General features: G+C 64.0%; 12 protein-coding genes. 3 read left to right on the top strand and 9 right to left on the bottom strand.

Annotation, left to right across the window (positions count from 1 at the left end; translation table 11 throughout):
* Positions 1-26 precede the first annotated feature (26 nt).
* Positions 27-686: a class I SAM-dependent methyltransferase gene (locus QYS36_RS01430; protein WP_308837800.1), complete on the top strand. Its 660-nt coding sequence runs from the start codon at positions 27-29 to the stop codon at positions 684-686.
* Between the two features lie 184 nt (positions 687-870).
* On the opposite strand, the gene QYS36_RS01425 is transcribed toward QYS36_RS01430, so the two are convergent.
* The 9 genes from QYS36_RS01425 to QYS36_RS01385 all read right to left on the bottom strand — a co-directional run bounded on the left by QYS36_RS01425 (position 871) and on the right by QYS36_RS01385 (position 9,632).
* Positions 871-1,818, bottom strand: coding sequence for a sugar kinase (locus tag QYS36_RS01425; RefSeq protein ID WP_308837799.1), 948 nt, complete (start codon positions 1,816-1,818; stop codon positions 871-873).
* Positions 1,819-1,828: 10 nt separating this feature from the next.
* Positions 1,829-3,037 (bottom strand): amino acid deaminase, encoded by a 1,209-nt coding sequence (locus QYS36_RS01420; protein ID WP_308837798.1) that lies wholly within the window; start codon positions 3,035-3,037, stop codon positions 1,829-1,831.
* A gap of 10 nt (positions 3,038-3,047) precedes the next feature.
* Positions 3,048-3,812: an IclR family transcriptional regulator gene (locus QYS36_RS01415; RefSeq protein WP_308837797.1), complete on the bottom strand. Its 765-nt coding sequence runs from the start codon at positions 3,810-3,812 to the stop codon at positions 3,048-3,050.
* 125 nt (positions 3,813-3,937) lie between these two features.
* Positions 3,938-4,327 carry a RidA family protein gene (locus QYS36_RS01410; protein ID WP_308837796.1) on the bottom strand — a complete coding sequence of 130 codons (390 nt, stop codon included), beginning with the start codon at positions 4,325-4,327 and terminating at the stop codon, positions 3,938-3,940.
* 16 nt (positions 4,328-4,343) lie between these two features.
* Positions 4,344-5,126 (bottom strand): amino acid ABC transporter ATP-binding protein, encoded by a 783-nt coding sequence (locus tag QYS36_RS01405; protein ID WP_308837795.1) that lies wholly within the window; start codon positions 5,124-5,126, stop codon positions 4,344-4,346.
* Positions 5,123-5,785, bottom strand: coding sequence for an amino acid ABC transporter permease (locus QYS36_RS01400; RefSeq protein WP_308837794.1), 663 nt, complete (start codon positions 5,783-5,785; stop codon positions 5,123-5,125). Before QYS36_RS01400 ends, QYS36_RS01405 begins: the two co-directional genes overlap by 4 nt.
* A 10-nt stretch (positions 5,786-5,795) precedes the next feature.
* Positions 5,796-6,458: an amino acid ABC transporter permease gene (locus tag QYS36_RS01395; protein WP_308837793.1), complete on the bottom strand. Its 663-nt coding sequence runs from the start codon at positions 6,456-6,458 to the stop codon at positions 5,796-5,798.
* A gap of 52 nt (positions 6,459-6,510) precedes the next feature.
* Entirely contained in the window at positions 6,511-7,359 is an 849-nt protein-coding gene (locus tag QYS36_RS01390) for a transporter substrate-binding domain-containing protein (protein ID WP_308837792.1), read from the bottom strand.
* A gap of 398 nt (positions 7,360-7,757) precedes the next feature.
* The gene (locus tag QYS36_RS01385; RefSeq protein WP_308837791.1) at positions 7,758-9,632 is read right to left on the bottom strand and encodes a potassium transporter Kup; all 1,875 of its coding nucleotides are present in this window, start codon (positions 9,630-9,632) and stop codon (positions 7,758-7,760) included.
* A gap of 169 nt (positions 9,633-9,801) precedes the next feature.
* Here QYS36_RS01385 and QYS36_RS01380 point away from each other — a divergent pair, with 169 nt between their 5' ends.
* Both QYS36_RS01380 and QYS36_RS01375 read left to right on the top strand, forming a co-directional pair.
* On the top strand, positions 9,802-11,334 hold the full coding sequence (locus tag QYS36_RS01380) for an ATP-binding protein (RefSeq protein ID WP_308837790.1): 1,533 nt from the start codon (positions 9,802-9,804) through the stop codon (positions 11,332-11,334).
* Positions 11,327-12,010: a response regulator gene (locus QYS36_RS01375; protein ID WP_308837789.1), complete on the top strand. Its 684-nt coding sequence runs from the start codon at positions 11,327-11,329 to the stop codon at positions 12,008-12,010. The genes QYS36_RS01380 and QYS36_RS01375 overlap by 8 nt, the downstream gene beginning before the upstream one ends.
* The last annotated feature ends 63 nt before the right edge of the window (positions 12,011-12,073 follow it).

Raw genomic sequence — 12,073 nt, 5'->3', positions numbered from 1 at the left:
TACCAGGTTTTGCACCGAGATCCGTCATGCCCCTCGACCACGAACAATTGCAACAGATCACCCGCCGCACCCTGGCGCATTACCAGGCCAGTGCCGAAGGCTTTCGAGAAGGCACCCGCGACCATGACGTCAGCCAGAACATCGAGGCATTGCTGCGTCACATCCAGGGCAATGCGCCCCTGAGCATCCTCGATTTCGGCTGTGGCCCCGGTCGTGATCTGCGTGCGTTCAGCGCCCTGGGCCACCAGCCAATCGGCGTCGACGGCTGCCCGGAGTTCGTCGCCATGGCCCGCGCCGACAGCGGCTGTGAAGTGTGGCAGCAGGACTTTCTCGCCCTGAATCTACCAGCCGAGCGCTTCGACGGCATCTTCGCCAACGCCGTGCTGTTCCATATCCCCAGCCAGGAACTGCCCCGGGTGCTCAGGGAACTGCGCGCCAGCCTGAAGCCGGGCGGCGTCCTGTTCGCCTCCAACCCGCGTGGTGAAAACCAGGAAGGCTGGAGCGGCGAACGCTACGGCGCCTGGCACGACCTGGACAGCTGGCGCCGCCTGCTCGACGCCGCTGGCTTCGACGAACTGGAACACTACTACCGCCCCACCGGCCTGCCCCGCGACCAGCAGCCGTGGCTGGCCAGTGTGTGGCGGCGGCGGGACGAAACCTCGTGCCCGCCCCGACGAAAAGCTTGATCTGCGCCTGCCGGCGAATGCTTCATCGGGAGCTGCCACGCACTGAGATGCGTGCCGCTCTCACGGATGCGAGCCCCATCAACATGCTCATCTACGACTCGCCAACTCGCGTGCCAGCACAGTACGTTTTTCGCCCGCTCTTGTGGGCCGTCCAAACCTTGTGCAGCCTGCCTGACCACGCTTTTCAACGGCCTGCTAAAGACTTGTCTGGGTGCCGACCATGGGCCTCGGGAATCAGCGCGCCGGGCACCTGTATGACCCGGCTAGCCAGGCAGTGGCCGGCCAAAGCGGCCTGCTGCGACGAGCCGCCTTTCAGGCGGCAGGCCAGGTAGGCGGCGCTGAAAGAGTCCCCCGCCGCCGTGGTATCCACCACACGTTCGACCTTCAGCGCCGGCACAGCAAAGCGCTCGCCCTTACACCGGATAAGGCAGTCATCCGCGCCACGCTTGAGCACCACCTCTGAAATACCTGGATAGGCCGCAAACACCTGCTCGCTGTCGCCATAACCAAACAATGCGCGCTCGTCATCCTCGGTCAACAAGGCGATATCCACCTCGGCCAATACCTTGTGATACGCCGCACGCGCCGCCTCGACACTCGCCCACAGGCGTGGCCGGTAGTTGTTGTCGAACACCACCTGGCCGCCGCGACGACGGGTTTCGACAAGGGTTTGCAGCAAGCGCTTACGCCCAACCTCACCCAGTACCGCCAGGGTAATTCCGCTGAAATACACCACATCAAAACCCGGCAAGGCAGCCAGGATCGGCTCCGCCGCAGGCATGGTGAAGCAGTCACGCACGGCCGCTTCGTTGCGCCAGTAAAGGAATTTGCGCTCGCCCTTGGCGTCGGTCTGGATGCAGTACAAGCCCGGCAGGCGCCCAGGCAGGCGTTGGACCATGGCCAGACCCAGGCCTTCTTCGGCCCACTGCCGGCACATGGCGTCGCTGAAGCTGTCATCACCCAGGGCGGTGACGTAGTCGACACTGCCGGTCTCGCCCAGTTCACGGCGCAGGTACACCGCCGTGTTCAGGGTGTCGCCGCCGAAGCTCTGGTGCAGGCTGCCATCGGCGCGGTGTTGCAGTTCGATCATGCATTCGCCGATCAGGGCGATGCGTGGAAAGGCGGTGGTCATGGTTTTACACTCAGAAACGGGTTTCCAGGGACTCGACCACCTGCAACTGCTCATCCACCAGACAACCGACCTGCCACTTGTCGAAGGTCAGGCAAGGGTGCGAGGTGCCAAAGGAAATGATGTCGCCGATGCGCAACTCGACACCTGGTGCCACGCTCATGAAGGCGTGCTGGTCCATCACGGCGGTAACGGTGCAGGCGCTCACATCATCGCCTTTGGCCGGCAGGATACCGGCTCGGTAGCGTTTGAGCGGCACCGGCAAACCGGCGTCGTAGGCCACGTCACGCTTGCCAAGGGCGATCACCGCAAAGCCCGGTTCTGGCAACGACTGCACATGGGCCCAGACTTCCAGCGCCGGGCGCAGGCTTTCGTTCAAGTCGCTGCGACGCTCGAGCACGCCGCACTGCGCCTCTTTATAGATGCCATGGTCGTGAGCGACATAACTGCCCGGGCGCAGCACGCTGAGGAAGCGGCCGGCGGCGTTCTGCGCTTCGAACGATTCGGCGATCAGGTCGTACCAGGCCGAACCCGACGCGGTGATGATCGGCTTGGGAATGGCGAATGCGCCGCTGTCCTGCAGGTCGACCGCCAGGCGCACCAGGCTTGCCGCGAACGCGCGGATACCACTGATGGCGTGCTCGCCATGGATCACCCCTTCATAGCCTTCGATACCGGTGAGGGCCAGGGCCGGCTGGGCCTTGATCGCCTTGGCCAGCTCGCGCACTTGCTGCTCGCTGCGGCAACCGCAACGGCCGCCGAGCACGCCGTATTCGATCATCACGTTCAGGCGCAGGCCACGGGCCGCGAAGAACAGGCCCAGGTCAGCGACGTTGTCGGGGTGGTCGACCAAGCAGTGGAAGTCGAAATCCTTGTCGACCAGCAGCTCGGCGATCAACGCCATGTTCGCCGCGCCCACCAGTTGGTTGGCCATCAGCACGCGGCGCACGCCACCGGCATACGCGGCGCGAGTCTGCACCGCGTTGGCCAGGGTGATGCCCCAGGCGCCTTGGTCGATCTGGCGCTGGAACAGCGCCGGCATCATGCTGGTCTTGCCGTGGGGGGCCAGTTCGGCGCCGCTCTTGCTGACGAACGCCTGCATCCAGCGGATGTTGTGTTCCAGGGCGTCGCGGTGCAGCACCAGGGCCGGCAGGCTGACGTCGCGGACCAGATGGGCACCGACGACGGCGGCACCTTTTTCAACGGCGTTGATGGCAGACATGCAAACGCTCCTACTCGTTGATGCGACGGGCCAGGTTGTTGGCGGTGTCGATCAACACCCGGCGATAGTCGTTGTAGTTTTTGCTGGCATCGGCACGGGGGGCGACGATGCACAGGGTCGCAATGCAGATGCCCTGCGCGTCCAGAACCGGGGCGGCAAAGCAATGGGTAAAGGTGTCTGCCACGCTGTCGAAGGAAAAGAACCCATCGAGCGTGGCCTGGCGGATCTGTGCCAGGAAGGTGTCCAACGGCAGGCGCTGGCCGTCCGGCAGGATGAAGTCGTCGTGGTCGATCAGATCGATGATCTGCTGGTCGCTCAAGTGCCCCAGCAGCAGGCGCCCGGAGGCAGTCCAGGGGATCGGCGCGTCTTCACCGATATCCGAGGAAATGCGGAAATGCCGCTCGCCTTCGCGCATCAGCGCAACCGTGTATTTGCGCCCGTTGAGCAGGCACATCTGCGCGGTTTCGTGGGTCTGGCTGACGATCTCCTGCAAGGCGTGGTCGGCCTCGCGGGTCAGGTCGAAATGGCGTAGATGCGCCTGGCCGAGAAAGTACAGCTGACGGCCCAGGTAGACGTGACCGTCCTTGCCCACCGTTTCCAGGATGCGCCGCTCAAGCAACGATGCAACCAGCTCGTAGACGGTGGATTTGGGGCTGCCGATACCGCTGGCAATATCATTCGGGCGCAGGGGCTGGCCGACTTCCTTGAGAAAATCGAGAATATCGAATGCACGGTCCAGGCCCTTGGCGCGGCGTTTGATGGTGTTTTCGGTCATTGCAATTCGATCCGATGATCGTTCCCACACTCTGTTTGGGAACGCATACCGTGACGCTCCGCGTCACAAAAGCGGACGCGGAGCGTCCAGGGCAGGGCTCCCACATGGCACGTGGGAACGCTCATTTAGCTTTTTTTCTTGAAGGCCACGCAATCGATCTCCACCTTGCAATCGACCATCATGTTGGCCTGCACGCACGCCCGTGCCGGGGCGTGTTCCGAGGTGAAGTATTCGCCGAACACCTTGTTGAAGCTCCAGAAGTCCCGTGGGTCTTCCAGCCATACACCCACCCGCACCACGTCTTTCAACTCGTAGCCGGCCTCTTCGAGGATCGCCACCACATTGCGCATGGTCTGCCGGGTTTGCTCGATAATCCCGCCGGTGATGATTTCGCCGTCCACCGCAGGCACTTGGCCCGAGACGTAGAGCCAGCCGTCCGCCTCCACCGCGCGAGCGAAAGGACGGGGTTGGCCACCGCCGGCGGTGCTGCCGGTGCCGTAACGAGTGATGCTCATAAAACGATGCTCCTGATTAAAAACGAATGTTCTTGAGAAATTCCGCCAGGCGCGGCGATTGCGGCCGCTCGAAGATATCCTGCGACGAGCCCTGCTCTTCAATCCGCCCCTGGTTCATGAAAACGACCTTGTCCGATACTTCGTAGGCGAAGCGCATTTCGTGGGTGACCAGCAACATGGTCATGCCCTCTTCCGCCAGGCCCTTGATCACGCTGAGCACCTCCCCAACCAACTCCGGGTCGAGGGCCGAGGTGACCTCGTCGAACAGCATCAGGCTGGGGTTCATGGCAATCGCACGGGCAATCGCCACACGCTGTTGCTGACCGCCGGACAGCTGGCCGGGGAAATGATTGCGGCGCTCCAGCAGGCCGACACGGTCCAGCCATTTTTCGGCCAGGGCCACGGCTTCGTCCTTGCCCATCTTCTTGACCTTGAGCAGACCGAGGGTAACGTTCTGCATGGCGCTCAAATGCGGGAACAGGTTGAACTGCTGGAAGGCCATGCCCGTCATCGCCCGGTGCTGGGCGATCACGCGCTCGGGGTGACGCACGCGCTTGCCGCCGATGTCGCTGTAGCCGATGGACTCGCCATCCAGGGTGATCTGCCCGCCCTGGAACTCTTCGAGCAGGTTGACGCAACGCAGCAAGGTGGTCTTGCCCGAGCCGCTGGAGCCGATCAACGTCACCACGTTGCCGCGCTGCATGGACAGGTCGACGCCCTTGAGCACTTCGACCTCGCCGTATTGTTTACGCAGCCCGCGAATGCTCAGCAGCGGGTGGGTTGTTTGAGGTTGGTTCATGGCAAGGCCACCCGCTTTTCAATGTAGCGCCCGAATAACTCGATGGCGTAGTTGATGACAAAGAACAGAAAACCGGCGAACAGGTAGAACTCCAGGGTCATGAACGTACGCGCGATCACTTGCTGGGTACTGAGCAGCAATTCGGCCACGCCGATCACCGAGAGCAACGTCGAGGCCTTGACGATTTCCGTAGAGGAATTGACCCAGGTCGGCAGGATCTGGCGCAGCGCCTGGGGCAGCAGCACGTAGGCCAGCGACTGCCGGAATGTCAGGCCAATCGCCTTGCCGGCTTCCAGCTGACCACGGGGAATGGCTTGCAGCGCACCGCGCACGATCTCCGAGACATGGGAGCCGCAGAACAGGGTGAGCCCGACGGCGCCAGCCTGGAAGGCGCTGATTTTCCAGCCGAGCGCCGGCAGCATGTAGAAACACGCCAACACCAGCACGAACACCGGCGTACCACGGATCAGATCCACGTAGAGCCGAAACGGCGCACGCATCCAGAACTTGCCGTAGGTCAACACCAGCCCGGCGAAGATGCCGATCAGGGTGCCGAAGATAATCGCCAGCGCCGAGCAATAGATGCTGGTCTGAAACCCCGCCCAGAGGGTCTCCCGGGCGATCCACAGCTCATGCAACCAGCTGGGAGACTCGTACATGCAAACCTCCTTAACGACGGATCGCCAGACGCTGTTCCAGGTAACGGAGCAGCATGGCAATGAGGTAACAGGCCGCCACGTAGAGCGCGGTCGTGACCAGCCAGGTTTCAATCACCCGGTAGCTTTCGACGTTGATCTTGCGGGCGTAGTAGGTCAGCTCGGGCACCGCGATGGCAGCGGCCAGCGAGGTGTCCTTGAACAGCGAGATGAAGTTGTTCGACAGCGCCGGCAGCACGTTGCGCAGCATCACCGGCACGGTGATGTAGGCGCGGATCCGCCACTCGCCGAGGCCGATGGCCAGCCCGGCTTCGCGCAAGCCCTTGGGAATATTCAGCAGCCCGGCGCGGAACACCTCGGTCAGGTAGGCACCGGCATACAGCGACAGGGTGATGATGAACGAGGGGATCTTGTCCAGGCGGATACCCAGGCTGGGCAAGGCGAAGTAGATCAACAGGATCAGCACCAGGATCGGTGTATTGCGGATCACCGTCACGTACACCGAGGCGAAGATGCGCAACGCGCGGTGCCTGGACAGCATGGCAAACGCCATCAACAGGCCGATCACGCAACCGATGGCGATCGACAGCACAGCCAGTTGCAGGCCCAGACCGAGCCCCGCCAGCAAGGTGTCGAAATCACGCCAGACGGCGGCAAAGTTCAACTGATAGTTCATGGTCAGCAGTACCTGATGGGGGCGCCGTTGGCGGCGCCCCGGTTTTCAAGAATCACTTGAACTCGACGGGGAAGCCGATCGCAGGCTCCGGCAGGTCCACACCGAACCATTGCTTGAACGAAGCCTTGTAGGTGGGGAACTCCACACCGGTCATGGCTTCATGCAACGCGGTGTTGACGAAGTTCAGCCAGTCCTGGTCGCCACGTTTGACGGCGCACGCGTAGGTTTGCGGGCTCCAGGCGTACGCCGGGCTGCGGTAGCGACCAGGGTTCTGCACCATCAGGTACTTGACCGAGGACTGGTCGGTGGCGGCGGCATCGGCGCGACCGGAGTTCACGGCCTGGTACATCAGGTCGACGCTGTCGTACTGGTCGACCTTGGCCTTCGGCAACGCCTGGTGCACCAATTCTTCGGCATACACGTTCTGCAGCACGGCCACGGTGACGTCATCGCCGGCGGTTTGCAGATCTTCGATTTCCTTGTACTTGCTGTTGCCCGGCAGCAGCAGGCCCACCCCTTCACGGTAGTACGGCAGGGTAAAGGCCACCTGCTGCGCGCGGCTGGCGGTTACGGTAATGAACTGACAACTCATGTCGACCTTGTCGGTCAGCAGGTTGGGAATCCGCGCGTCGGACGACTGCACCACGAACTCGATCTTGCTCGGGTCGTTGAACAAACCCTTGGCCACGACACGGCCGATGTCGATATCAAAACCCTGCAACTTGCCATCCGCTCCCTGAAAGTGCCACGGCGCATTGGTACTGCCCGTACCCACGATCAGGTGCCCGCGCTTGAGCACATCATCGAGCTTGCTGTCCGCCGCGTGCACGACGCTTGCGAGGGAAGCCGATGCGGCGAAGAGAAAAACACAGGCTTTAGACACGGAAGGTCGGTTATGCATGGCAAGCACTCCAGGAGTTGTTTATTCCGCTATACCGGAACTTGGTATGTAACAACGGAATAAACAGCAGAAAGTGTGCCATACGCAGCAACAGGGGAAACCGCAAGCAACAAACAGCTTGCAAATCAGCCAGATAAATTCTCGTGGGTGATACAGCGTTGCGCCGGCACCTGGGGCCAACGTGCTACCCCAGGCCCCACATAGCGGTGACAGGCCTCAGTAGCGCGCACCACTACGCGTTATCGCGCACCGTTGCAGTGCGCATGCCCTGGAAAATTCTCAGACTTGAGTGGCTCGTGGAACAGCGCTCTGCGCTCAATTCTGCTATCCAGCCGCCCTCAACAGCGGACGCAGAGCGCCCAAGAGGCATTACCACGCAGAAGGCACCATGTAGCGGCTTAGATCTCCACCTGCGTGCCCAGCTCGATCACCCGGTTCACCGGCAACCTGAAGAAGCCCAGCGAACTACCAGCATTCTTCTGCAGCACGGCGAACAGGCGCTCGCGCCACATGGCCATGCCTATGCGTTCGGACGGGATCACCGTCTCGCGACTGAGGAAGTAGGTGGTCTGCATTGGCGGGCAGTCGATGCCCTTGTCACTCAGTTGCTCCAGGGCACGGGGAATGTCCGGGGCCTCCATGAAACCGAAGCGCAGGCGCACCCGGTAGAAGCCCTGGTCGTAGGCCTCCAGCTCGAAACGCTCGGCCAGCGGCACCCGCGGGCGATCCTCGTAAAGCACGGTAAGCAGCATCACCCGCTCGTGCAGCACCTGGTTGTGCAGCAGATTGTGCAGCAGTGCATGGGGTACCACCTCGACCCGACTGGTCAGGAACACTGCAGTGCCGGCCACCCGATGCGGCGGCTGCAGGGCGATGCTGGCGATGAAGTCGCGCAGTACCAGGGAGTGTTCATCGAGCCGCTCGAGCACCAGTTGGCGACCGCGCTTCCAGGTGCTCATCAGGCCGAACAACAGGATGCCGACGATCATCGGCACCGCGCCGCCACCGATGATCTTCGGCACGTTGGCGGCGAAGAAGATCCCGTCGACCAGCAGGAACACCGCCAGCAGCGGCACGGCCAGCACCTTCGGCCAGCGCCACAGCAGCAGGATCACCGAGGACACCAGCAAGCTGGTGCACAACATGGTACCGGTCACCGCCACGCCGTAGGCACCGGCCAGGCCGCTGGACGACTGGAAGCCCAGCACCAGCAGCACCACGCCAACCAGCAGCAGGCTGTTGATCAGCGGAATGTAGATCTGCCCCTGCTCGGCGCTGGAGGTGTGGAGAATCTGCATGCGCGGCACGTAGCCGAGCTGGATGGCCTGGCGGGTGACCGAGAAGGCGCCGGTGATCACCGCCTGGGAGGCGATGATGGTGGCCACCGTGGACAGGCCGATCAGCGGGATCAGCGCCCAGCCCGGCGCCAGCAGATAGAACGGGTTGCGTACGGTTGCCGGGTCGATCAGCAACAGGGCGCCCTGGCCGAAGTAGTTGAGCAGCAGGCCCGGGAAGGCCAGAAACAGCCAGGCGTGGACGATGGGCTTGCGACCGAAATGGCCAAGGTCGGCGTACAGCGCCTCGGCCCCGGTGATGGTCAGCACCACGGCGCCCATCACCGTCAGCCCGATCAGCGGGTTGGCGATGAAGAAGTGCAGCGCCCAGTAGGGATTGAGCGCCAGCAGCACTTCCGGGCGCTGGACGATGCCATGCACGCCCAGGGCGCCGAGCACCAGGAACCAGACCACCATCACCGGGCCGAACAGGTAGCCGATGCGTGCGGTGCCGTGGCGCTGCAGCAGAAACAGCGGAATCAGGATCAGCAAGGCCAGCGGCACCACCCAGTGGTCGATGCCGTCGACCACCAGGCCCACGCCTTCCACCGCCGAGAGCACCGATACCGCCGGGGTGAGCATGCTGTCACCATAGAACAACGCGGCGCCGAACAAACCGAGCATGATCAGCAGGGTACGCAGCCGCGGGTAGTCGGCGGCGGCCCGTTGCGCCAGGGCGGTGAGCGCCATGATGCCCCCCTCGCCGCCGTTGTCGGCACGCAGGATGAACATCACGTACTTGACGGTCACCACCAGGGTCAGTGACCAGCAGATCAGCGACAGGATGCCCAGCACGCTGGCCTGGGAAAGGCCGACGCCATAATGCGGCGAGAAGATCTCCTTGAGGCTGTACAGCGGGCTGGTGCCGATATCGCCGTAAACGATGCCGGCGGCGCCGACCAGCAAGGCAATGGGCGAGGTGCGGGAGGGGGTGCTCACGTTGCAGGGTATCCCAGGTGGACTCGATTGCCCCTAGGTATACGCCGGCTTCAGGCGTTCGGCAGCTTCGCTTCATACAGTTTTACGGCTTCTTTACGCGTGCGTGCGCTTCTTTACGCCAACCTTGCACGACGCCATGATCTGCCTACGCACCGTACCGGACATCCCCATGCCCACCGCCGTCGATCGCCTGCCCCACCGCCCCACCGCCCCCGCGCGTGACTATCTGCTGGCCGCCCTCGGCGCCGGCCTCGGTTGCCTGCTGGCCCTGGGCGTCTCGCGCTGGCTGGACCTGCCGAACATCTCCCTGGTGTTTCTCGCCGTGGTGTTGGTGGTGGCGGCGCGCAGCAGCATCGGCCCCGCATTGCTGTGTGCCCTGCTGTCGTTCGCCGCCTACGGCTTCTGCTTCCTGCCGCCCACCTGGTCGGTGGTGGTGCACCGCGAGCAGGACGTGCTGACCCTGCTGTTCTTCCTGTTGATTGCCCTGCTGACCGGCAACCTCGCCGCCCGCCAGCGCCAGCAGTTTCGCGACCTGCAGGTAGCCCAGCGGCAGACCGAAAGCCTGCTGGGCTTCGCCGAGCGGTTGTCCAGCGCCCAGGATCAGCACGACCTGCTGGCCGCCATGCTCAGCCAGCTGGACCTGCCGGCCGAGCGCCTGTGCCTGCTCAGCCGCGATACCCAGGGCCACTGGCAGCAGGCCAACGGCAGCCCGCTGGCGCTCAGCGAGCTGGAGCGCATCAGCGCCGAACACGCCTGGCAGAGCCGCCGCCCGCGCGGCTACGACAGCCATAGCCTGACCCATCCGCACTGGTGGTGGTGGCCGCTGATGGACGGCGACCAACCGCTGGCGCTGCTGGGCATGCGCACCGCCCAGGGTGACCCGCCGGCGGGCGAGCAGCGCCAGCTGATCGACGTGCTGCTGCCCCTGCTGGCCCATGCCCTGGCCCGCGTGCAACTGGTCGAGACCCTCGGCCAGACGCGCCTGCAACATGAAACCGAGCGTCTGCGCAGCGCCCTGCTGGCGTCGGTATCCCACGACCTGCGCACGCCACTGACCGCCATGCGCGGCAATATCGAAACCCTGCAGCTGTTCATCGACAGCCTTGATGCGGCGACCCGCGACGACCTGCTGCAAAGCACCGCCAGCGAGGCTTCGCGCCTGGACCGCTATATCCAGAACCTGCTGGACATGACCCGCCTGGGCCACGGCGGCCTGCACCTGGAGCGTGACTGGGTGGCTGCCGGCGACCTGCTCGCCGCCGCCCTGCAGCGCCTGCAGCCGGTGCTGCAGCCTCTGCGCCTGCACCTGGAGGTGCCCGCCGACCTGCCGCTGCTGTGGGTGCAGGGCGCGTTGATCGAACAGGCGCTGGTCAACGTGCTGGACAACGCGGCACGCTTCTCGCCGCCCGCTGGGGTGATCGACATTCGCCTGAGCCATGATGGCGAGACCTTCTGCTTCGCCATCAGCGACCAGGGCCCCGGCATTCCCGTCGAGGAACAGGCACAGATCTTCGACCTCTTCTACACCGCGGCCCGTGGTGATCGCGGCGGCCAGGGCACCGGCCTGGGCCTGGCGATCTGCCTGGGCATGCTCAACGCCCACGGCGGCACGGCGCGGGTCGAGTCGGCGCCCGGCCAGGGCACCACCCTGATCCTGCAACTGCCCTTGCAACAGCCCGCCGAGGACAGCCGGCATGACTGAAACGCGCATCCTCCTGGTCGACGACGAGGCGGCGATCCGCAAATTCCTGCGCATCGGCCTGCAGGCCCAGGGTTATCAGGTACTGGAAGCCGATGGCGGCGAAGCGGCGCTGCGCCTGGCGGCGCTGGAGCAACCCGACCTGGTGGTGCTCGACCTTGGCCTGCCCGACCTGGACGGCCAGGAGGTGCTGACCCGCCTGCGCGAATGGTCGGCCGTGCCGGTGCTGGTGCTGTCGGTACGTGCGGGCGAAAAGGACAAGGTGCAGGCCCTGGACAACGGCGCCAACGATTACGTCAGCAAGCCCTTTGGCGTGCAGGAATTCCTCGCCCGCGTGCGCGCCCTGCTGCGCAGCCGTCCGGCCAGCGAGAAACCTGCCGCCGCCCTGGCCAGTGGCCCGCTACGGGTCGACTTCGCCTTTCGCCGCGTCACTCTGGAGGATCAGGAGGTCAGCCTGACCCGCAAGGAATACGCGGTGCTCGAAACCCTGGCGCGCCACCCCGGCATGGTCGTCACCCAGCAGCAACTGCTGCGCGATATCTGGGGCCCGACCCACACCGAGCACAGCCATTACCTGCGTATCGTCATCGCCCACCTGCGCCAGAAGCTCGGCGACGACCCGGCGTCACCGCGGCTGATCGTCACCGAAGCGGGTGTCGGCTACCGGCTGATCGCCTGAGAGCCTGTTCATGATCTTTCAGCTCAGATTCGTCGATTTTGGTAGCTAAGCGGCGTTAGCGGT

It is taken from the genome of Pseudomonas sp. G34, assembly GCF_031119625.1.
Lineage (GTDB): Bacteria > Pseudomonadota > Gammaproteobacteria > Pseudomonadales > Pseudomonadaceae > Aquipseudomonas.
Note: the sequence above shows the minus strand (reverse complement) of the source record. Positions and strands in the feature narration are given on the sequence as shown.

Excerpts from the sequence above, each read along its gene's own strand:
- QYS36_RS01430 (WP_308837800.1), top strand. The coding sequence starts at position 27 with ATGCCCCTCGACCACGAACAATTGCAACAGATCACCCGCCGCACCCTG.
- QYS36_RS01425 (WP_308837799.1), bottom strand. The coding sequence starts at position 1,818 with ATGACCACCGCCTTTCCACGCATCGCCCTGATCGGCGAATGCATGATC.
- QYS36_RS01420 (WP_308837798.1), bottom strand. The coding sequence starts at position 3,037 with ATGTCTGCCATCAACGCCGTTGAAAAAGGTGCCGCCGTCGTCGGTGCC.
- QYS36_RS01415 (WP_308837797.1), bottom strand. The coding sequence starts at position 3,812 with ATGACCGAAAACACCATCAAACGCCGCGCCAAGGGCCTGGACCGTGCA.
- QYS36_RS01410 (WP_308837796.1), bottom strand. The coding sequence starts at position 4,327 with ATGAGCATCACTCGTTACGGCACCGGCAGCACCGCCGGCGGTGGCCAA.
- QYS36_RS01405 (WP_308837795.1), bottom strand. The coding sequence starts at position 5,126 with ATGAACCAACCTCAAACAACCCACCCGCTGCTGAGCATTCGCGGGCTG.
- QYS36_RS01400 (WP_308837794.1), bottom strand. The coding sequence starts at position 5,785 with ATGTACGAGTCTCCCAGCTGGTTGCATGAGCTGTGGATCGCCCGGGAG.
- QYS36_RS01395 (WP_308837793.1), bottom strand. The coding sequence starts at position 6,458 with ATGAACTATCAGTTGAACTTTGCCGCCGTCTGGCGTGATTTCGACACC.
- QYS36_RS01390 (WP_308837792.1), bottom strand. The coding sequence starts at position 7,359 with ATGCATAACCGACCTTCCGTGTCTAAAGCCTGTGTTTTTCTCTTCGCC.
- QYS36_RS01380 (WP_308837790.1), top strand. The coding sequence starts at position 9,802 with ATGCCCACCGCCGTCGATCGCCTGCCCCACCGCCCCACCGCCCCCGCG.
- QYS36_RS01375 (WP_308837789.1), top strand. The coding sequence starts at position 11,327 with ATGACTGAAACGCGCATCCTCCTGGTCGACGACGAGGCGGCGATCCGC.